The organism is Winogradskya consettensis (assembly GCF_018332715.1).
GTDB lineage: Bacteria > Actinomycetota > Actinomycetes > Mycobacteriales > Micromonosporaceae > Actinoplanes > Actinoplanes consettensis.
Genome location: NZ_BOQP01000066.1, coordinates 1 through 21283 on the forward strand (window position 1 = coordinate 1; position 21283 = coordinate 21283).

Annotated in this window: 17 protein-coding genes; 10 read left to right on the forward strand and 7 right to left on the reverse strand. The window is 69.1% G+C overall.

What is annotated here, in order from left to right:
- Positions 1–90: 90 nt before the first annotated feature.
- Together Aco04nite_RS45550 and Aco04nite_RS45555 are read right to left on the reverse strand one after the other, a co-directional pair.
- The gene (locus Aco04nite_RS45550) at positions 91–426 is read right to left on the reverse strand and encodes a chorismate mutase (protein ID WP_213003422.1); all 336 of its coding nucleotides are present in this window, start codon (positions 424–426) and stop codon (positions 91–93) included.
- Between the two features lie 293 nt (positions 427–719).
- The gene (locus Aco04nite_RS45555; RefSeq protein WP_213003423.1) at positions 720–2573 is read right to left on the reverse strand and encodes a bifunctional metallophosphatase/5'-nucleotidase; all 1854 of its coding nucleotides are present in this window, start codon (positions 2571–2573) and stop codon (positions 720–722) included.
- 192 nt (positions 2574–2765) lie between these two features.
- Here Aco04nite_RS45555 and pcrA point away from each other — a divergent pair, with 192 nt between their 5' ends.
- A complete protein-coding gene (gene pcrA, locus Aco04nite_RS45560; RefSeq protein ID WP_244876779.1) occupies positions 2766–5186 on the forward strand; it encodes a DNA helicase PcrA in 2421 nt (806 codons plus the stop codon).
- 13 nt (positions 5187–5199) lie between these two features.
- On the opposite strand, the gene Aco04nite_RS45565 is transcribed toward pcrA, so the two are convergent.
- Together Aco04nite_RS45565 and Aco04nite_RS45570 are read right to left on the reverse strand one after the other, a co-directional pair.
- Positions 5200–6069, reverse strand: coding sequence for a M23 family metallopeptidase (locus tag Aco04nite_RS45565; protein ID WP_244876780.1), 870 nt, complete (start codon positions 6067–6069; stop codon positions 5200–5202).
- A gap of 818 nt (positions 6070–6887) precedes the next feature.
- A complete protein-coding gene (locus Aco04nite_RS45570; protein WP_213003424.1) occupies positions 6888–7625 on the reverse strand; it encodes a M23 family metallopeptidase in 738 nt (245 codons plus the stop codon).
- Between the two features lie 473 nt (positions 7626–8098).
- Here Aco04nite_RS45570 and icmB point away from each other — a divergent pair, with 473 nt between their 5' ends.
- From icmB to Aco04nite_RS45590, 4 genes are all read left to right on the forward strand, one after another.
- Positions 8099–8503, forward strand: a complete 405-nt coding sequence (icmB, locus tag Aco04nite_RS45575) for a coenzyme B12-dependent isobutyryl CoA mutase small subunit (protein ID WP_213003425.1) — start codon at positions 8099–8101, stop codon at positions 8501–8503.
- 601 nt (positions 8504–9104) lie between these two features.
- Positions 9105–10283 (forward strand): ADP-forming succinate--CoA ligase subunit beta, encoded by a 1179-nt coding sequence (gene sucC, locus Aco04nite_RS45580; RefSeq protein ID WP_213003426.1) that lies wholly within the window; start codon positions 9105–9107, stop codon positions 10281–10283.
- Between the two features lie 4 nt (positions 10284–10287).
- Positions 10288–11169, forward strand: a complete 882-nt coding sequence (gene sucD, locus Aco04nite_RS45585) for a succinate--CoA ligase subunit alpha (protein WP_203836304.1) — start codon at positions 10288–10290, stop codon at positions 11167–11169.
- A gap of 164 nt (positions 11170–11333) precedes the next feature.
- Complete coding sequence (locus Aco04nite_RS45590; RefSeq protein ID WP_213003427.1) at positions 11334–12743, forward strand: cell division protein PerM; 1410 nt, start codon at positions 11334–11336, stop codon at positions 12741–12743.
- 100 nt (positions 12744–12843) lie between these two features.
- On the opposite strand, the gene Aco04nite_RS45595 is transcribed toward Aco04nite_RS45590, so the two are convergent.
- On the reverse strand, positions 12844–13230 hold the full coding sequence (locus tag Aco04nite_RS45595) for a DUF4190 domain-containing protein (RefSeq protein ID WP_213003428.1): 387 nt from the start codon (positions 13228–13230) through the stop codon (positions 12844–12846).
- A 399-nt stretch (positions 13231–13629) separates the two neighbouring features.
- Between Aco04nite_RS45595 and purN the strand changes: the two genes are divergently transcribed.
- The 4 genes from purN (at position 13630) to mdh (ending at position 17429) form a co-directional block, all read left to right on the forward strand.
- On the forward strand, positions 13630–14247 hold the full coding sequence (gene purN, locus Aco04nite_RS45600; RefSeq protein WP_203836301.1) for a phosphoribosylglycinamide formyltransferase: 618 nt from the start codon (positions 13630–13632) through the stop codon (positions 14245–14247).
- On the forward strand, positions 14244–15797 hold the full coding sequence (gene purH / locus Aco04nite_RS45605) for a bifunctional phosphoribosylaminoimidazolecarboxamide formyltransferase/IMP cyclohydrolase (protein WP_213003429.1): 1554 nt from the start codon (positions 14244–14246) through the stop codon (positions 15795–15797). Before purN ends, purH begins: the two co-directional genes overlap by 4 nt.
- Before the next feature lie 6 nt (positions 15798–15803).
- Entirely contained in the window at positions 15804–16394 is a 591-nt protein-coding gene (locus Aco04nite_RS45610) for a pentapeptide repeat-containing protein (protein WP_213003430.1), read from the forward strand.
- Between the two features lie 84 nt (positions 16395–16478).
- Entirely contained in the window at positions 16479–17429 is a 951-nt protein-coding gene (gene mdh / locus Aco04nite_RS45615; RefSeq protein ID WP_203836298.1) for a malate dehydrogenase, read from the forward strand.
- Positions 17430–17671: 242 nt separating this feature from the next.
- On the opposite strand, the gene Aco04nite_RS45620 is transcribed toward mdh, so the two are convergent.
- Together Aco04nite_RS45620 and Aco04nite_RS45625 are read right to left on the reverse strand one after the other, a co-directional pair.
- Complete coding sequence (locus tag Aco04nite_RS45620; RefSeq protein WP_213003431.1) at positions 17672–18475, reverse strand: MBL fold metallo-hydrolase; 804 nt, start codon at positions 18473–18475, stop codon at positions 17672–17674.
- Positions 18476–19035: 560 nt separating this feature from the next.
- Positions 19036–19350, reverse strand: a complete 315-nt coding sequence (locus tag Aco04nite_RS45625; protein ID WP_213003432.1) for a hypothetical protein — start codon at positions 19348–19350, stop codon at positions 19036–19038.
- A gap of 133 nt (positions 19351–19483) precedes the next feature.
- Here Aco04nite_RS45625 and Aco04nite_RS45630 point away from each other — a divergent pair, with 133 nt between their 5' ends.
- On the forward strand, positions 19484–20698 hold the full coding sequence (locus Aco04nite_RS45630; protein WP_203836294.1) for an NADP-dependent isocitrate dehydrogenase: 1215 nt from the start codon (positions 19484–19486) through the stop codon (positions 20696–20698).
- The last annotated feature ends 585 nt before the right edge of the window (positions 20699–21283 follow it).

Consider the following 21283-nt stretch of genomic DNA (forward strand, 5'->3'; position numbering starts at 1 on the left):
ACCGTCTTTTTTACAGTCCCGTAGCTGGCCGTTCGTGTCAGCCTGCGCCGTGCCGGGTCGGGCCGGTGGACGTGGCGGGGGAGCGGTGGGTCAGAGGGGGCCGCGGCCGGCGCGGAGGAGGAGGAGGGCGACCTGGGTGCCGTCGGGGCCGAGGGCTTCGCGGAAGCGGTCGACGATGACTCGTTCGCGGGAGAGGACGAGGCGGGTGCCGCCTGAGGCCATGCGGGTGCGGCCTACTTCTTGGGAGAGGCGGGAGCGTTCCAGCCAGAGGTCGATGATGGTCTGGTCGATCTCGTCGATGCGCTCGCGGATCGCCTGGATCTCCTCGGCGGCCAGCATGCCGCCCGCGCCGGTGGGCTCGTCGAGGCCGCTGCTGTCCAGCGTGCCGTCCGCGGCCGGGTCGCCCTTGACCAGGTCTGCGCTCATGTCATGCTCCTCGGGTGCTGGGTTCCCGGGTGCCCCGGCCCGGGCAGCATGAAGCCCCGGGCTGGGAAGCCCGGGGCTTGATGGAGGCCTGTCGTTCAGGCGCGATCCACGGTCGCCGGACATCCGGTGCCGTAGTCATAAAATCGCGCGCGCTGAATCACGAAGCGAGTATGCCCCCGGCCCGGGCAGCCTCGCAAGGAAACCGCCCGAACCGTGGGATGCCGGCCTCAGCCGAGCCCGATACCGGCCTCAGCCGAGCCCGATACCGGCCTTAGCCGAGCCCGATGCCGGCCTCAGCCGAGCTTGGTGATCCGGTTGGCGGGGCCGGGGGCGATCGGGGTGCCCGCGCCGAGATAGGCGACCAGGGCGTCGATGTCGAAGCCCGGTGCCGTGGTGCGGCCGGTGCCCAGGGCCAGGTTGGTGAAGCCGTCGCCGCCGTTGGCCAGGAAGTCGTTCGTGGTGACCTGGTAGGTGGCTGCGGGGTCGATCGGGGTGGCGTTGAGTGCGATCGCTGACACCTTCGAGCCGGCTGCGGCCGTACTGTTCCAGGAGTAGGTCAGACCACCGGAGACCTGGAGGATGCGCTGGGTGGTCTGGCCGCCGAACCCGGCGAACTGCTGTTCCAGGACATCTTTGATCTGCGCGCCGGTGAACGACTGGGTGACCACGAGGTTGTTGAACGGCTGGACGGTGAACGCCTCGCCATACGTGACCTGGCCATTGGACTCGCCGCCGGCGGAGAACTCGGCGTCGAAGTCGGCGCGGATGCCGCCCGGGTTCATGAACGCGATCTGTGCGCCGCCCGCCGAGGTGTAGGCGAGTTGCGCGTCGGCGATCACGTCACCGAGCGGGGATTCCCCGTTGGGGGCCGTGGTGCGGACGATGTCGCCCGTGATCGAGCCGACGACCTTGTTGGCGATCGGCGCGACGGCCGTACGGTATTTGTCCGCGACCTTTTTGGCCTTGGCATCGACCGTGGCGGGGTCTTTCAGGAAGACGCCGGAGGCGTCCTTGAGCCAGCCGCCGTTGCCGTCGGGGACACCGTTCTGGACCACCACGTTCTTCGCCGTGATCTGGGCGAACTTACCGGTGCGCCGGTCGATGCTGTAGTCGATGTCGGTGATCAGCTGGCCGACGGTGCCGGCGCTGGTGACCACCGAGGTGCCCTTCGAGTTGGGCAGCGTGCACGAGTAGAACCGGTGTGTGTGCCCGGAGACCACGACGCCGAACTCGGGGTTGAGACCCTTGACGATGTCGATGATGGGGCCGCTGAAGTTGTTGCAGTCCGAGACGCCGGGCACGGGCACGGTGTCGGAGACGTTCTGCTGGCCGCCCTGGTGCACGAGCAGCACCTGCGCCTTCACGCCGAACAGCTTCAGGATGTTGCTCCACTTGTTGGCCGTCTCGACCTCGTTGGCGAAGCGCACGTCCTTGATACCGGCAGGGTTGACGATGCCAGCGGTGCCTTCCAGGGTCAGACCGACAAATCCGACGGGTACGCCGTTCACGAACCTGATGTCGATCGGCGGCAGGATCGGCAGGCCGGTCTTCTTGTTGATCGTGTTCGCGGCGAGATAGGTGAACTTCGCGCCGCCGAACCCGTCGCCGTCCTGGCATCCGTCGGTCGGGTGACATCCGCCGCGCTGCAGACGGATCAGCTCGGCGACGCCCTCGTCGAACTCGTGGTTGCCGACCGAGGAGATCTGCAGGCCGACCTCGTTCATCAGCTCGATCGTCGGCTCATCGTGGAACGCGGCGCTGACCAGCGGTGTCGCGCCGATCAGGTCACCGGCGCCGACGGTGAGGGTCTGCCGGCCCTCGCCCGTGGCCTCGGCGCGCAGCTTCTTGAGGTAGGTCGCCAGATATTCGACGCCGCCCGCGGGCACGCCGTTGACGGCGGCCGACGAACCGGACGGCGGGTCGATGGCGCCGTGGAAGTCGTTGTAGCTGAGGAACTGTCCCTTGACGGTCTGCCCGGAAGGCAGGCCGTAGTTCACGCTCACGGGCGCCAGGCCCGGGGCGAACTCGGGGGCTGCCTGCGCCTGCCCGGCACGGGTCATCGGCAGGGTGGCGACGACGGCCACGGCGAGGGCGGGTGCGGCGAGATGGCGCAGCACGGCCCAGCCGTTGCGGCGGGGGTGGTCCATAGTATTGGGTCTCCCGATCGGGTTACGGATCAACCAACGTCGACAGCCTCGTTCATCGATCCTGGTCAGCGCTACCTCTATGGGGTGACAGGTTGGTTACCGGGACCCCATCAGTGACGTATTCAAATGTTTTCACCCGGGTCCGCGTCCGCGCAGGGTTTGTCGTACCCCGGGCATAGACTTGTCCGCGCGATGCGAGCCCTTCCTGAAAATACCCAGCCCCTGTTCGCCATTCCTGCCGTTCAGCAGCAGGAGCCCCGGCGTCCAGCCGCCCGCCGTCCCGACCCTGAGGCCCTGCTAGACGGTCTGAACGGCCCTCAGCGCGACGCCGTGACCCATGCCGGCTCGCCGCTGCTCATCGTGGCGGGAGCGGGCTCGGGCAAGACCCGGGTGCTCACCCACCGCATCGCCTACCTTCTGGCCCAGCGGGACGTGCACCCGGGGGAGATCATCGCGATCACCTTCACCAACAAGGCCGCCGGTGAGATGAAGGAGCGCGTCGCCGAGCTCGTCGGCCCCCGCGCCCGGTTGATGTGGGTCTCGACGTTCCACTCCGCGTGCGTCCGGATCCTGCGCGCCGAGCACACTCACGCCGGGCTCAAGAGCACGTTCTCCATCTACGACGCGGACGACTCCCGGCGCCTCATGACGATGGTGGCCCGCGAGCTGGACCTCGACCCCAAGCGTTACACGGCCCGGGGCCTCGCCGCGCAGGTGTCCAACCTGAAGAACGAGCTCGTCGACCCGGCCGACTTCAAGGAGAAGGCGAAGGGCCCCAACGAGCGGGCGATCGCGGAGGCGTACGAGCTCTATCAGCGCCGCCTGCTGGAGGCGCACGCGCTGGACTTCGACGACATCATCATGTCGACCGTGCACCTGTTCCAGTCGCATCCGCACGTCGCCGAGGCCTACCGGCGCCGCTTCCGGCACGTGCTGGTCGACGAATACCAGGACACCAACCACGCGCAGTACACCCTGATCCGCGAGCTGGTCGGGACCGCGTCCACGGGTGACGTACCCCCCGCTGAGCTCTGTGTCGTGGGCGACGCCGACCAGTCGATCTACGCGTTCCGGGGCGCGACGATCCGCAACATCCTCGAGTTCGAGCGCGACTACACCGACGCGCGCACGATCCTGCTCGAGCAGAACTACCGCTCCACCCAGACGATCCTGTCGGCGGCCAACGCCGTGATCGACCGCAACACCTCCCGCAAACCCAAGCGCCTCTGGAGCGACCAGGGCGAGGGCGAGCAGATCGTCGGCTACGTGGCCGACACCGAGCACGCCGAGGCAGACTGGGTGGCCCGCGAGATCGACCGTCTCGCGGACAACCACGAGGTGCGCCCCGGCGACGTCGCGGTCTTCTACCGCACCAACGCCCAGTCCCGGGTCTTCGAGGAAGTGTTCATCCGCGTCGGCCTGCCCTACAAGGTTGTCGGCGGCGTCCGCTTCTACGAGCGCAAAGAGGTGCGCGACGCCCTGGGATACCTGCGCGCGGTGGTCAACGACGACGACACGGTGAGCATCCGCCGCGTCCTCAACACCCCCAAGCGCGGCATCGGTGACCGTGCCGAGGCCTGCATCGAGGCGCTGTCCACCCGCGACCGCATCTCGTTCGGCCAGGCATTGCGGCGCCCCAAGGACGCCCCCGGCATCTCGACCCGCGCGGTCAACAGCATCACCGACTTCGTTCAACTTCTCGAGGATTTGCGTACGCTCGCCGCGACCGCACCGCCCGAAGAGGTGCTCGAAGCGGTTCTCCAGCGCTCCGGCCTGCTGTCCGAGCTGGAGGAGAGCCTCGACCCGCAGGACCAGGGCCGCGTGGAGAACCTCCAGGAGCTCGTGAGCGTCGCCCGGGAGTACACCGAACGCGTCGAGTCCCAGGCCGACGAGAACGACGAGGCCCCGGCGGCGACGCTGGCCGGCTTCCTCGAACAGGTCGCCCTGGTCGCCGACGCCGATCAGATCCCGTCGGACGACCCCGACCACCAGGGTGTGGTCACCCTCATGACCCTGCACACGGCGAAGGGCCTCGAATTTCCGGTGGTCTTCCTCACCGGGCTGGAGGACGGTGTCTTTCCCCACATGCGCGCGCTCGGCGACAACGGCGAGCTGGAGGAGGAGCGCCGGCTCGCCTACGTCGGCATCACCCGGGCCCGGCAGCGGCTCTACCTGTCCCGCGCGGTAACCCGTTCGGCGTGGGGTCAGCCGCAGTACAACCCGCCCTCCCGCTTCACCGATGAGCTTCCGGCGGAGCTGATCCGCTGGGAGCGTACGGCCGGAAACTACACGTCCTGGTCCGGCACGGGCGGCGGCGTCGGTGGCCGTGGCGGCGGCGACTACAGCCGGGGCGGCGGTTTCGCGGGCGGCACCCCGAAGGCCCAGCGTCTCGCGGAACGCCTCGGCGTCGACGCGAGCAAGCTGACCACGGCCAGCGAGATGATGAACCAGCCCCCGAAGGTGTCAGCCGGCGACCGCGTCAACCATCAGCGTTACGGCCTCGGCCGGGTGGTGACGGTGGAGGGCCAGGGCCCCGGCGCCCGAGCCCAGATCGACTTCGGTGACCAGGTGATGTGGCTGATCCTGCGACACGCCCCCATCGAGAAGATCTGATCCCTCGGGTACGTCAGCCGGCAAACGCCACGCAGCCGTTGATGTCGACGCCGTGCTCGTGCATCCACTGGGTGGGCTCGATCGGGTTCTTGTAGGTTCCCTTGTGGACCTCGAAATGCAGGTGCGGCCCGGTCGAGTGCCCGGTCGACCCCTCGTTCCCGATCTGGTCCCCGACCTTGACCTGCTGCCCCGCGACCACGGTGATGACCGACATGTGCCCGTAGTGCGTGAGGTACCCGTTACCGTGATCGATCAGGACGGCATTCCCGTACCCGTCGGCCGGCCCGGCTGAGACGACCACCCCCGCACCCGCGGCCCGGATCGGCGTGCCACTGGGCGCGGCCAGGTCGACCCCGGCATGCAGCCTGCCCCAGCGCTCGCCGAAGCACGACGTCACGGAGCCCTCCGGCATCGGGTTGATCCACAATGGCAGCGGCTTGACCTTACGCTTCTGGACGACGAACGGCTCCCCGAGGTCCAGCCCGCCGATCGGCGAAACCCCGGCCACACCACTCTTGGGCCCGGCATCAACGCTGGTCCCCGCGGCACTCGCCCCGCCGACCGGGCTGACGGCCGGGTTGAGGGCGGCCTTGCTGAGGGCGGCCTTGCTGAGGGCGGCCGGGTTGAGGGCGCCGGGGCTGAGGGCGGTCGAGCTGGCGGTGATAGGGCTGGTGGTGACGCTTGGGGCACGTCCTGTGGCGCCGGCCGGGGTTGCGCTCTCGCCGGCGATCGCCACGCCGGACACGCTCACCCCGGCTACCAGGGCGGCGGCCATCGCGTAGCGGCCCTTCTCGGCCAGGGGCTCGCTCGGGGCGCGGTGGCTGTGCAGCGGTTCCGTCCTGCGGTGACGACCACCTGCGTGTCGCGGGGCTCGGTGCTGCACGATGTACCAACCCTTCAGGCCTCGACGTCCGGTCCGACACCTGCCTGTCGGCACCGTCCAGCGAAGCCCTGAGGCGCTGGCTGTGCTTGCTACCGCCCCGGTTGCCGCCGGGTTGCACTCCGTCTGGATGACCGCACGCGGCATCGACTTGAGGTAGAGCGGACGCCCTGGGAATGGGCTGGGTTCGCGGCCGGGCCGCTGTCCAGGTCCCTGGGACGTGAGGGAGGCCGCGATCGTATGCGGGTTTGGGCGCGATCGGCCGGAACTCACGCCTCGGCGGCCACGATCGTGTGCGGGCCTGGCCACAATCGGCTGGAGCCTCGCGCCTGGGCAGCCACATTTCGTTTGGGGCGTGGGCGCGATCGGCCCGAGCCCCGCGCCTGGCTGCCACGGTGGTGGGCGCCTTGTAGCGAGGTGGCGGGCGGGTCCGGGCCACGGATGGTTCAGGGGCTGAGCGAGGCTTGGAGACCGTCTACCAGGGCATGCGGTTCCGCGGGGGCTGAGCTTGGGCGCTCAATGGCGCGTGGCGCAGGGGGCCGTGCCATCGCGAGGCGTGGCAGCGGGGGTCTGAGCTTGGGCACTCAATAGCGCGCGGGCCTCAGGGGGCCGATGCCATCGCAAGGCGTGGCAGCAGGGGCTGAGCTTGGGCGCTCGCTAGCGCGCTGGGCTTGGGGGCCGTGCCATCGCAAGGGGTGGCACGCGGGGGCCAGGGCTCAGCGTGCGGGAGCGAGGGATGGCAGCGGGGGCCAGGGCTCAGCGTGCGGGAGCGAGGGGTGGCGGCCGCGCGGGGCTGGGCGCTGGCTGCGTTTAATCGGGGGTCAGGAGGCGGCGAGGGAGCCGTACACCGACTCGATCTTCAGCTTGATGTCAACGCCGTGGGACCGGAGGTAAGGGACCGGGTCCGTGGTGTTGCCGTTGACGTAGATGCCCAGGTGGAGGTGGGTGCCGAAGGAGTGGCCGGTGTTGCCGACCTCGCCGATGATCTGGCCGGCGTTGACCTTGTCGCCGGCCTTGACGAGGACGCGGCGGGCGTGGCCGTAGATCATCTGGGAGCCGTCGTCGAGCTGGACGGTGACCGAGTAGCCGAAGCCGCCGTTGTAGCCCGCCTGCTTGACCGTGCCGCCGTGGACCGCCTTGAAGGGGGTGCCTTCGGGGGCTGCGAGGTCGATGCCCTCGTGGAGGACGCCGAAGCGCATGCCGTAGGGGGCGGTGAACGTGTAGTCCTCGAGGGGGAGGACCCAGGGGTCCTTCTCCAGGGCTTCCTGCGAGAGGGCCGCGTCGTCGGAGCCGCGTTCGTCGCCTCGGGAGGCGCGGTCGCCGCTGTCCGTGGTGCGGTCGGCGAGGGCGTCCTGCACGCCTGCGGCTGCCTGGAGGTTCTTCAGGACCTCCGGGTTGACCGCCTTGGCGTCCGGCAGCTGGGCCGCGGCGCCGATGGCGACGATGCCCGCGCCGACGAAGGCAGAAGTGACAACCGCCGCATAACGACTGCGCGGCGGGGTAGGAACGCGACGACGGCCGCGATAGCGGTCGGGCTCAGACGACAAGCGCTGACGCACGAACAACCCTCCGTCGATGGCAAAGAGCGGCGGCCCCACCGTCGGGAACAACTGATGAACGGTGGTTTGCCGGGCAACCGGACCGGAGTAAACCAGTTGGCAGCCGGGAGCCACGGTAACCAAACGCAACGCCGGTCACAAGTCGCAGCGCCAATTCTCTGACAGTTCCCTCTAGGTATTCGTAGGATAATGTCCGAGTTGGTCAGCTTTTCGGGTTAGCGAGGCGGTTAGCTCTCCGTAACTGCGCGCGGCGCACAAAGTAATGTGACGTGGAATACGCTTAACGGTGCTTGCGGATGGGCGTCAGGGCGGTGTTGTTCCGCGGAGTAGTACGCGGCTGCGGCCTCGAAGGTTCAGCGCCTGAGGGTTAGCGTTCGTTAAGGTCGTGTCATAGCTCTGGGTCGACGGGCTGGGTTGGTTGACGGGCTGGGTTGGTCGACGGCTGGGTTCGACACGCGCCGAAGGGGTCGCAGATGGAAGCACGGATCAGGGTTGTGGTCGCCAAGCCTGGGCTCGACGGGCATGACAGGGGCGTCAAAGTGGTGGCGCGGGCCCTGCGTGACGCCGGCATGGAGGTCGTCTACACCGGTCTGCATCAGACGCCCGAGCAGATCGTGGAGACCGCGTTGCAGGAAGACGCCGACGCCATCGGGTTGTCGGTGTTGTCGGGCGCGCACATGACGCTGTTCCGGCGGCTGCTCGAACTGCTCGCCGAGCGGGATGCGGCCGACATCGTGGTATTCGGCGGCGGCATCATTCCGCCCGAGGACATCGCGGAGCTCGAAAAACTCGGCGTCGCCCGGATATTCACCCCGGGTGCCACGACGACTTCCATCGTCGAATGGGTGCGCGCCAATGTCGCGACGCCGGTTGCCTGAAATGAGGCGGCCGCCGCGAATTAGTAACCAATTAACTGCGAAGAGTTAAGGGGAGAGGCCGGACGCACCCCTCACACGTCCGGCCTCTCTATGCACGATGCCCCGCCGCCACCCCTCGACCGACAGGGCATCGGCCGCTTTCCGCCCCCGCGCTCAGCGCGTTGACATCACACTCAACGACGCCTCCGGACGGGGGTTACGGGCTTCTTCCGCCGAACGCGAACGGCGGGGCGCGCGGGGTGGCGGGGCGAGGAGGATCAGGTGCGCGGCAGGGGTGACCAAACACCTTCACCCGGCAGTTGGGTACGGCCTGAAGTGGGCAGATGCCCGGGTGGCGCGAGCCGCCGGAGGCGGGGTTCGGGGCTGATGCGGTTGGGGGAGGCATCGGGCGTACTCAACAAAGGTTGTGTGGTCTTGCACAGCTCGCACCCGCGGGCGTTCCGTGACCGGCGGTGTGGCTAGGCTGCGAATCGAGGTCTCAGAATCACCCTGGGGCTGACAAATCTCTCACGCTGGCGGCGACGCAACGACGCGCCGCGGACACAGGTCGGGACGCGGGTACGCGGTTTACCGGGTAGGCGTCGCGAGCGAAAGGAGACACGTGGACCTGTTCGAGTATCAGGGGCGCGACCTGTTCGAACGGCACGGCTTGCCCGTGCTGGGCGGCGGAGTTGCCGAGACCCCGCAGGAGGCCCGTGCGATCGCCGAGCGACTTGGCGGACGGGTCGTCGTCAAGGCGCAGGTGAAGGTCGGTGGCCGCGGTAAGGCCGGCGGCGTGAAGCTGGCGGCGGACGCCGATGAGGCCGAGGCCCGCGCGACCGACATCCTCGGGATGGACATCAAGGGCCACACCGTGCACAAGGTGATGCTGGCCGAGACCGCGGACATCAAGGACGAGTTCTACTTCTCCTACCTGCTGGACCGCGCCAACCGCACCTTCCTCTGCATCGCCAGCGTCGCCGGCGGCATGGAGATCGAGACGGTCGCCGAGGAGCAGCCCGACAAGGTCGCGAAGATCGCGATCGACGCCAATGAGGGCGTCACCGAGGCCAAGGCCCGCGAGATCGTCGCCGCGGCGCAGTTCCCCGCCGAGGTCGCCGAGCAGATCACCGACATCGCGGTGAAGCTGTGGCAGGCGTTCGTCGCCGAGGACGCGACGCTGGTCGAGGTCAACCCGCTCGCCAAGGTCGGCGACGGCCGCGTGCTGCTGCTCGACGCGAAGATCACCCTCGACGAGAACGCCGGGTTCCGGCACCCCGACCACGAGGCGCTGGTCGACCAGTCCGCGGTCGACCCGCTGGAGCAGGCCGCCAAGGCGAAGAACCTCAACTACGTGAAGCTCGACGGCGAGGTCGGGATCATCGGCAACGGCGCGGGCCTGGTCATGTCGACACTCGACGTGGTCGCGTATGCCGGTGAGAAGCACGGCGGCGTCAAGCCCGCCAACTTCCTCGACATCGGCGGCGGCGCCAGCGCGGCCGTGATGGCCAACGGTCTCGAGGTCGTGCTCTCCGACCCGGCCGTGAAGTCGGTGTTCGTGAACGTCTTCGGTGGCATCACCGCGTGCGACGAGGTCGCCAACGGCATCATCCAGGCGCTCGCGCTGCTGGGTGACCGTGGCGAGACCGTCACCAAGCCGCTCGTGGTCCGCCTCGACGGCAACAACGCCGAGGCCGGGCGCGCGATCCTGGACGAGGCGAAGAACCCGCTCGTCGAGCGGGTGGACACGATGGACGGTGCGGCCGAGCGCGCCGCCGAGCTCGCAGCTGCGGGGAAGTGACGACATGGCTATCTGGCTCACCAAGGACTCCAAGGTCATCGTCCAGGGCATGACCGGCTCCGAGGGTTCCAAGCACACCCGCCGGATGCTCGCCGCGGGCACGAACGTCGTCGGCGGTGTCAACCCGCGCAAGGCGGGCACGACCGTCGACTTCGACGGCACGGCGCTCCCCGTCTTCGCCTCCGTCGCCGAGGCGATCAAGGAGACCGGCGCCGACGTGTCGGTCATCTTCGTGCCGCCGGCGTTCACCAAGGCCGCCGTGCTCGAGGCCATCGACGCCGAGATCCCGCTCGCCGTGGTCATCACCGAGGGCGTGCCGGTCCAGGACTCGGCCGCGTTCTGGGCGCACAACATCGCGCAGGGCGAGAAGACCCGGATCATCGGCCCGAACTGCCCCGGCATCGCGTCGCCCGGCGCCTCCAACGCCGGCATCATCCCCGCCGACATCACCCCGGCCGGCCGCATCGGCCTGGTCAGCAAGAGCGGCACGCTGACCTACCAGCTCATGTACGAGCTGCGCGACTTCGGCTTCTCGACCGCGGTCGGCATCGGCGGCGACCCGATCATCGGCACCACGCACATCGACGCGCTCCGGGCGTTCCAGGACGACCCCGACACCGACGCGATCGTGATGATCGGCGAGATCGGTGGCGACGCCGAGGAACGTGCCGCCGACTTCATCAAGTCGTACGTCACCAAGCCCGTCGTCGGCTACATCGCCGGCTTCACCGCCCCGCCCGGAAAGACCATGGGCCATGCCGGCGCGATCATCTCCGGTTCGGCCGGCACGGCGGACGCCAAGAAGGAGGCCCTCGAGGCCGCAGGCGTCAAGGTCGGCAAGACCCCGAGCGAGACCGCGCGGCTGATGCGCGAGGTCATGAGCTGATTTTCGTACGCCAGAAGGCGCGCCGCCGCCCGGACCAGTCGCGTCCGGTGGGCGGCGCGTCGTCGTTTCTGTGGCGTTTCGTGGAGCCCGCCGGGCGAACCGGTGACGGCGACTCGCCGTTTCTGCGTCGCCGACGGCCGTCCGGCGTGGAAAAGTAGGCGGCGATGCCGACAACACCCGACCGCCCCACCGGTCGATCCGCCGGCTCGGGGGACCCGTCCGAGGCCGCCGAGGCCGAGTTCGACCTTGTCCGGGACACGGTCCCCGTCCTCACCGAACAACCCACCGTCCGCGTCACCGACAACCGGGAGACGGTCAAGCTGCCCCGGCAGCGCCAGGCGGGCGCGTCGCGCAGCCGTGCGCCACTGCCGGTCGCGGCGGCCTTCGCGACCATCTGGGCGGCATTCCTCTCGTACGTCCCGGTCGCCGCGGTCATCGGCCTGGCCCGCACGCTCGAGGGGCAGGGCGGTCTCGGCGGTGCCATGCACGCCGGGCTGGCCGGGTGGCTGCTCGGCCACGGCGTCCCGATCGGTACCTCGATCGGCTCGCTCGGGCTCGCGCCACTGCTCCTGACCCTGCTGGCGGGCTGGCGCCTCAACCGCGCCGGCCTGCACGTCACCCGGGCGATCGGGGCCCGCCGCAGCGGCTCCACCCGGGCCGCGCTGCTCGTGGCCCTCACCATCGGGTTCATCTACGGGGTCATCGGCCTGCTCGCGGCCCTCACGGTCGACGGCCGCGGCACCGACGTCTCACCCACCCGGGCCGGGATCCACTTCTTCCTCGCCGGCCTGGTCTTCTCACTGATCGGCTCGCTGCGCAGCACCGAAGCCCTCGTCGTCATCGCCCGGCGCATCCCCCAGCCGCTACGGCACGGACTGCGCACGGGTGTAGTCGCCGCGATGTTCATCCTCGCCGCCGGAGCCGTCTTCGCCGGCCTGTCGGTCGCCGTCGGCGGCAAGCAGGCCGCGGAGATGATCGCCGCCTACCGGACCGGCGCCGCGGGACAGGCCGGAATCACCCTGGTCAGCCTCGCCTACGGCGCCAATGCCGCGGTCTGGGCGGCGGCCTACCTGCTGGGCCCGGGCTTCTCTCTGGGAGCCGATTCCGCCGTACGCCTGACCGAGCTCACGGTCGGCCCGGTCCTCCCGACCCTGCCCCTGCTCGCCGGCCTGCCCGCCGGACCCATGGGCGCCAGCGGTGCCCTGCTGCTCGCCGTGCCCGTGCTCGCGGCGATGGCTGCCGGCTGGCTGCTCACCCGCCGCCTGATGACGATCCACCACGTCGTCGACGGCCACCTGGTCGACGGCCGCCACCCCAACGGCGACCTCCCGCCGGTCGAGCCCCCCTGGCCCCTGGTGCTCAGTTCAGCGGTCATCGCCGGTCCCATCGCGGGCCTGGTGCTCGGGGTGGTCTCGTGGCTGTCGAGCGGGCCGCTGGGCGACGGCCAGTTGGCGGACATCGGCCCGGTCCCGTGGCAGGTCGCGCTGGTCGCCGCAGCCGTGGTCGGCGTTTGCGCCAGCATCGGGGCCGCCGCCGGGCGGGCTTTCCGGGCGCCGGTGCACCACAACAAGTAGTTCTTCGCTGCTGCTGCTGCTGGCGCTGCTCGGGTACGAGGAAGGGCGGCCCGGGTTGTTTGCCGGACCGCCCTTTACCTGGTGCTGGGGTGGGACGGGATCAGTTGGATCCGAAGTCCGAGTAGCTCGACATGTTCCAGGTGCCCGCCACGATCGAGTAGATCAGGCCGGCGATGCCGAGGACCACGGCGATGGCACCGCAGATCAGACCCGCGAGGGCCTGGCTGCGGTTGGTGGCGAGGCCCGCCTTGGCCTTGTTGAGACCCAGGTAGCTGACCACGACCGCGGCGATGCCGAGCGGCAGGCCGAGGTAGAAGCAGCACAGCAGCGGGATCGCCGCGATGCCGAGGATCATGCCGACGAGACCCTGGGTGTTCTGCGGGGGCGTCGGGCCCGCGCCATAGGGCGGCTGCGCGCCGTACGACGGGGGCGGCGGGGGGAAGGACCCGGGCGGCTGCTGGTTCGGGTCGTCCTGGCCTGGCTGCATAAAAATATCCTTACCGAGGGAGGAAAAGGCTGCTTGAAGACGGGCATCGTACCGTTGTCACACGGTTGCGCGCTGCCCCATTTGCCTGGTCACGGCGCTCGACGGCATGCCCGGTCCCGCTAGCTCCGTTCCTCTTGCCCAGTGCATCGATGTTTTCAATCCTCGGCGCCCGATCGAATGTGATCGCCGGATTCCCTCGGGCGGCGGCACGGGGTCGCCGCGGCGCTTCCTGAGGCCCCGTCTGAGGTCCGTCCTTGGTCCCGCTTGAGGTCCCTCCTCCGTTCCGCTTGAGGTCCCTTCCCGGTCTCTCGTGAGGTCTCTCGTTCAGGTCTGAGGCGCTGGCCACAGGGGGCGCGGGCGATGGGCTGGGCGTGCGGGTGCCTCAGGTAGGGTGCTCGGGTGACTGACCCCGCGCCCTCCCGCCTGGTCGTTCTGGTCTCCGGCTCCGGCTCCAACCTGCAAGCACTTCTCGACGCCGCCGCGGACCCCGCGTACGGCGCGCAGGTCGTGGCGGTCGGCGCGGACCGGGACGGCATCGCCGGCCTCGACCGGGCCGCTGCCGCCGGAGTGCCGACATTCGTGGACTCGGTGAAGGCATACCCGACCCGCGACGACTGGGACGCCGCTCTCACCGCGCACGTCGCCGAGCACCAACCGGACCTGGTGATCTCCGCCGGTTTCCTGAAGCTGGTCGGCAAACAATTCCTCGACGCCTTCGGCGACCGGTATCTCAACACCCACAACGCGCTGCTGCCGTCGTTCCCGGGCATGCACGGCCCCCGCGACGCCCTCGCGTACGGGGTGAAGCTCGCCGGCGCCACTCTGTTCTTCGTCGACGCCGGCGTCGACACCGGACCCATCATCGCCCAGGTCAGCGTGCCCGTCCTCGAGGACGACACGGAAGAGACGCTGACCGAGCGCATCAAGCAAGCCGAGCGCCGGCAACTCGTCGAGAGCATCGGCCGGTTGGTCCGCGAAGGCTGGACCATCACGGACAGGAAGGTCACCATCCCATGACCGAGGGTCTCCGCCCGATCAAGCGGGCGCTGCTCAGCGTTTACGACAAGACCGGATTGGTCGATCTCGCGCAGGCGCTGCACGCCGCCGGGGTGCAGATCGTCTCCACCGGCTCGACCGCCTCGACGATCGAGGGCGCCGGCGTGCCGGTCACCCGGGTCGAGGAGCTCACCGGCTTCCCGGAGACGCTGGACGGCCGGGTCAAGACGCTGCACCCGAAGGTGCACGCCGGGCTGCTCGCCGACCTGCGCCTCCCCGCACACGAGCAGCAGCTCGCCGAGCTCTCGATCGAGCCGTTCGACCTGCTGGTCAGCAACCTCTACCCGTTCACGCAGACCGTGGCCTCGGGCGCGAGCGTCGACGAGTGCGTCGAGCAGATCGACATCGGCGGTCCCGCGATGGTCCGCGCCGCTGCGAAGAACCACCCGTCCGTCGCGGTTGTGACCGCCGTGGCTGCGTACCCGCTGATCCTCGAAGCGGTGAAGTCCGGCGGTTTCACGCTGACGCAGCGCAAGATGCTCGCTGCCCGCGCCTTCGCCGATATCGCGGAATACGACGTCGCGGTCGCCAACTGGTGCGCCACCGTGCTGGCCCCCGCCGAGTGGCCGGAATTCGCGGGCCTGGCGCTCAAGCAGCAGAGCGCCCTGCGCTACGGCGAGAACCCGCACCAGCAGGCGGCTCTCTACATCGACCCGAACGCTCCGGTCGGGCTCGCGCAGGCCGAGCAGCTGCACGGCAAGGAGATGTCGTACAACAACTACGTCGACGCGGACGCCGCGTGGCGCAGTGCCAACGACTTCACCGACCCGTGCGTGGCGATCATCAAGCACGCCAACCCGTGCGGCATCGCGATCGGCGCCGACGTGGCCGACGCGCACCGCAAGGCGCACGCCTGCGACCCGGTGTCGGCCTTCGGCGGCGTCATCGCCGTCAACCGTGAGGTCACGGCCGAGCTGGCGAAGCAGCTCGACGGCATCTTCACCGAGGTCATCGTCGCGCCCTCCTTCGAGCCCGAGGCGCTCGCGATCTTCCAGGAGAAGAAGAACCTGCGCGTGCTGGTCGCGCCGGCCTGGAACCCGCCGCCCGCCGAGATCAAGCAGATCGGTGGCGGCGTGCTGGTCCAGCTGTCGGACCGCATCGACGCCGAGGGCGACGACCCCGCCAACTGGACGCTCGCGACCGGTGCGGCGGCAACCGCTGACGAGCTGCGCGACCTCGCCTTCGCCTGGCGGGCCATCCGCTCGGTGAAGAGCAACGCGATCCTGCTGGCGCACGACGGCGCGACCGTCGGCGTCGGCATGGGCCAGGTCAACCGGGTCGACTCCGCGCATCTCGCGGTCAACCGTGCCGGGGCCGACCGGGCCAAGGGCAGCGTGGCGGCCTCCGACGCGTTCTTCCCCTTCCCCGACGGCCTCGAGGTGCTCATCGCCGCCGGGATCAAGGCAGTGGTCCAGCCGGGCGGCTCGATCCGCGACAACCTGGTCATCGAGGCGGCGGAGAAGGCGGGCCTGACCGTCTACCTCACCGGAACGCGGCACTTCTACCACTGACATCCCATGGCCAAGATCCTCAACGAGACGTTCTCCGGCAAGGACTGGGCGCTCGCCGATGTGGAACGCGCGGACTACGAGGACTGCGCGTTCCACGACATCGACTGGTCCGAGGCCCGGCTGACCGGCTGCACGTTCACGCACTGCCACTTCGGCAACGTACGTTTCAATGCGTCCGAGCTGACCCGGTGTGCGATCACGCAGTCGGTCATGCAGCGCGTCTCGTTCTTCGACGCCACGGTGACCGGGTGCAAGCTCACCGGCACCCAGTTCATCGACTGCGGCTTGCGACCGCTGACGATCGACGGCGGCGACTGGGGTTTTGTGTCGTTGCGCGGCCAGAACCTCACCTCCGCCAAGCTCGCCGGCCTGCGCCTGCGGGAAGCGGACCTCGAAGGTGCCAACCTGACCAAGGCGGATCTGCGCGGAGCCGACCTTTCGAACGCCCGGCTCAAGGACGTGGTGCTCAAGGGCGCCGACCTCAGGGGTGCTGACCTGGACGGAGTCGTGCTGCGCGGCCTCGATCTGACCGGCGCGAAGATCGACATCTCGCAGGCCGGTTTGTTCGCCCAGGCCCATGGAGCTGTGATCGGATAGTCGCATGGCGGCCCTGGTCGGTAATACGGAGTTAACCGACTGATACGGTCGCGAAAAATCGTCCCACCGTCTGGGAGTGAGAGCATGGGCAAGAAGGTCACCGTCGTAGGCGCCGGTTTCTACGGGTCCACGACCGCACAGCGGCTCGCCGAGTACGACATCTTCGAGACCGTGGTGCTCACCGACATCGTCGAGGGCAAGCCCGAAGGACTCGCGCTCGACCTCAACCAGTCGCGCCCCGTCGAGGGCTTCGAGACCAAGGTTGTCGGCGCCACCACCGGCCCCAACGGCGAGGGTTACGAGGCCATCGAGGGCTCGGACGTCGTCGTCATCACCGCGGGCCTGCCCCGCAAGCCCGGCATGAGCCGGATGGACCTCCTCGGCGTCAACGCCAAGATCGTCCGTCAGGTCGCCGAGAACGTCGCGAAGTACGCCCCCAACGCGGTCGTCATCGTGGTCTCCAACCCGCTGGACGAGATGACCGCACTCGCCCAGATCGCCACGCAGTTCCCGAAGAACCGGGTCCTCGGCCAGGCCGGCATGCTCGACTCGGCCCGCTTCACCAACTTCGTCGCCGAGGAGCTGCAGGTGCCGGTCGGCACCGTCTCCACGCTGACGCTGGGCTCGCACGGCGACACGATGGTGCCCGTCCCGTCGAAATCCACGGTCAGCGGCAAGCCGCTCGCCGACCTGCTCCCGGCCGACAAGATCGAGGAGCTCGTCACCCGCACCCGCAACGGCGGCGCCGAGGTCGTGGCGCTGCTCAAGACCGGCTCTGCCTACTACGCCCCGTCCGCCGCGGCTGCCCGCATGGCGCGCGCCGTCGCCGAGGACTCCGGCGCGGTCATGCCGGTCTGCGCCTGGGTCGACGGCGAATACGGCATCTCCGGTGTCTACCTGGGTGTCGAGGCCGAGATCGGCGCCACCGGTGTGCGGAAGGTCGTCGAGACCGACCTCACCGAAACCGAGCTGGCAGGTCTCAAGGAGGCCGCCGAGGCTGTCCGCGCGAAGCAGGCGGACATCACCGAGCTCTGACGAACCGTTGCACGACCCGGGCCCCCGCGGCCCGGGTCGCGTGTTGTGGAAGCCGGGCCGGTTTGGCCCGGCTTTCTGCATTTCCCGCAGAGGTCTCCGTGCGACCGGCGTTTCCCACAGAGATCTCTGGCCAGCAGCGCTTTCGTGCAAGGGCCTCTGTGCGGCCGCTTCTTCACTCCGAGGTCTCTGCGCGGCTGGAACCTCGTGCAGGGGTCTCTGCGCGGCAGGGGCGCTGGGGCCGGTCATGCCTGGCTCCATAACGTGGACAGGTGTGACACGGCCAGCAACGATTTGCGGCCGGCGGCGTGCTCCAGCATGGACAGTCGCGTTTTGCGGGCCAGCTCGGCATCCATGTCGTGGCCGTAGGCGAGCTCGGGGCGGACGAGTTGGACGGCGTGGACCAGCAGATCGCCGGTGACCAGCAACGACTCGTCGCCCGACTCCACGAGCACCGACTGGTGGCCGGGGGTGTGACCGGGCGTGGCGACGACGCGCACCTCGGTGGTCAGCTGCGTGTCGCCCTCGATGACGTGCAGCCGGCCCTGCTCGTGCAGCGGCGTCAGGAGGACCTCCTCCTGCTGAGTCACGTCGCGTGCCGCGCGGAACGCCGTGACCTCGGCTCGCTGCACGACCACCCGCGCGTTGACGAAGGGCGAGTCGGCCGGCACCGCCCAGCCGATGTGATCGGTGTGCAGGTGGGTCAGGACGATCGTCTCGACGTCGGTGGCGGCGATGCCGGCCTCGGCGAGCGCGTCCGGCAGCCGCCCGGGCACGGGTGCCCACTGTGCAGCCAGGGAACCGGCCGGGCCGATGCCGGCGTCGACCAGGGTGACGCGGCCGTCCGGGCCGATCAGGGCGAAGCTGCGGAAGCGAAGCCACCACCGGCCGTCGAGGGTCAGTGAATCGGGGTCGAGCGCGTCGGCGGCGGCCCAGTCCTGCGGGGTCGCCGCCGGGAACGCGTCTTCTCTCAGGTCGAAGTGTGGCCCGTCGGCGTCGTCGAGCGCGACGACGGTGACGGACCCGATCTTGCGGATTGCGTCGGTCATGGGCAGGACTTTAGCCAGCCTGACCGACAAGATCGGGAGTTATCCACAATGCACGGTTGTCCACAGGGGGCGTTGCTGCGACCTCAGCGGAAAAGCATTCTCGTCGTCGTGAACGTCGAAGATCGGACCATCCCACCGGGCGGCGACCCGTGCCCTCGCCGGCTCCTTCTGCACGGCTGCGATGCCGGGCCGGCCTGCCTCGACCACGAATTCCGGGGCCGGCGCACAGTCGGGGAGGTGGCCCAGGCCGTGTCGACCAGGCGCAGGCTGCTCGCCATGCGGTCCTTGGTGACGTCGCAGACGACATCCGCGCTGGTTGTCGATGTAACGCCAGTGCGGGCTCTCCGCCATGATCGGATCTTGGGAGGCGTGGAAGGCGGTCAGAGACATGCTTCAAATGCGATCGGGTCGAGGTTACGGCGACCCGATCGCGTCCTGCGGCCAGAAGGTTTCTCCACCGCGCAGGAAGTGCCTGCGCAGGATGGCGGCAGGGTCGTGCGGGCTGGCGGGGTTGTGCGGGCTGGCAGGGTCGTGTGCGGTTGCAAGTCCCTGCGGCGTGGTCAGGCGTGGGCGATGCCGAGGCCGAGGAGGATCAGGCTGACTGCGGCGGCCAGGGTGGTTGCTGTTGATTTGGCGGCGAGCTCGGGAGACTGCTCGCGCAGGACGAATGCGGCGACCGGGACGATGGCCGCGCCGACCAGCCAGAGGTTGCTGGTGAAGACGGCGAGCAGGACCGCGACCAGGGCTGCCATGACCAGGATCGCGCCGGTGCGGGTGCGCTTGGCTCGGCGTGCCCGGGGGTCGAGCGTGCCGAACGTCAGCCCCGGGCGCCGGGGGCGCTGGGGGCTTTCGCCGGGATGCTGGGTTGCGGACATCGTTGATAAGGGTAGAGCGCTGATGCCAGTGCTGTCTGTGCCGCCGGTCATGGCGGCCCGGCAGCGATCTTCATGCTTCATGCAGTACGCTCGTACTGCTAAAGCACGTGTCCCGTGAGAGGAGCGCCGGCCGATGGCGAAAATCAAGGTCAACAACCCGGTCGTGGAGCTCGACGGCGACGAGATGACCCGGATCATCTGGAAGCAGATCCGGGAGCAGCTGATCCTGCCCTACCTCGACGTCGACCTCGAGTACTACGACCTGTCGATCCAGTATCGCGACGAGACCGATGACCAGGTGACCATCGACTCGGCCAACGCCATCAAGCGCCACGGCGTCGGCGTGAAGTGCGCGACGATCACCCCGGACGAGGCGCGCGTCGAGGAGTTCGGCCTCAAGAAGATGTGGCGCTCGCCGAACGGCACGATCCGTAACATTCTCGGCGGCGTTGTGTTCCGCGAGCCGATCATCATGGAGAACGTGCCCCGGCTCGTACCGGGCTGGACCAAGCCGATCATCATCGGCCGGCACGCGCACGGTGACCAGTACAAGGCGACCGACTTCGTCGCGCCGGGTGCCGGCAAGCTGACGATGACGTTCACGCCGACGGACGGCTCGGCGCCGATGGAGTTCCTGGTTTCGGACTTCCCGGCCGGTGGCGTGGCCATGGGTATGTACAACTACGACGAGTCGATCCGGGACTTCGCGCGTGCGTCGTTCCGCTACGGCCTGGCTCGTAACTACCCGGTCTACCTGTCGACCAAGAACACGATCCTGAAGGCCTACGACGGCCGGTTCAAGGACCTGTTCGCGGAGATCTTCGAGTCCGAGTTCGCCGAGGACTTCAAGAAGGCCGGGCTGACCTACGAGCACCGCCTGATCGACGACATGGTCGCCGCCGCGCTCAAGTGGGAGGGCGGCTACGTCTGGGCCTGCAAGAACTACGACGGTGACGTGCAGTCCGACACGGTGGCGCAGGGCTTCGGCTCGCTGGGCCTGATGACCTCCGTGCTGATGACCCCGGACGGCAAGACTGTCGAGGCCGAGGCGGCCCACGGCACCGTGACCCGCCACTACCGCCAGTGGCAGAAGGGCGAGAAGACGTCGACCAACCCGATCGCGTCGATCTTCGCCTGGACCGGCGGCCTCAAGCACCGCGGTCTGCTGGACGGGACCCCGGCGGTCACCGAGTTCGCGCTCGCGCTCGAGAAGGTCTGCGTCGAGACCGTCGAGGGCGGTCAGATGACCAAGGACCTCGCGTCGCTCATCGGCCGGGACGCACCGTGGCTGACGACCGACGAGTTCATGAACGCCCTGGACGAGAACCTGGCGCGCAAGCTCGCCTGATTTTCGATCGCTCCACCGCCGGTCCGCTCATGACGAGTGGGCCGGCGGTTGTGTTTCGAGGGACGTTCAGCGGAACAGCATAAATGCAGCAAAAGGCATGTTTAGGCATCGTAACTTGGGGTAGCGCTGGTCGTTTATCCAGTAGGACGGATGACGGCCGCGACGCCTGAGGAGTTGCCCGCCGGGTTGGCTGCCTTGTCCCGGGCGCCGACCGGTTCCCCTCGGGTGGCGCGGTCTGTGGGCGTGACGCCTGCCGTCCCTTCCCAGCGGGGGGCCTCGTCCCAGGCCCCCCGCCCCCCCAAACTCAGGTCCGCCCGTGTCGTCGGCCCGGCCCGGCCCGGCCCGGCCCGGCCCGGCCCGGCCCGGCCCGGCCAGGCCAGGCCAGGCCAGGCCAGGCCAGGCCAGGCTGAGGTTGGGCTTGGGCTTGGCAGGCGCTGAGGTCGGGCCGGATGCCAACGCCAGGCTGGATGCTAAAGCTGGGCAACGGAGGCCGGGGCTGGCCTCTGAGTCCGGGCTGGGCGCCAAAGCCGGGCTAGGCAATCGAAGTTGGGGCTGGCCGCTAATGCCGCCCCGGGCCTTGAGGCC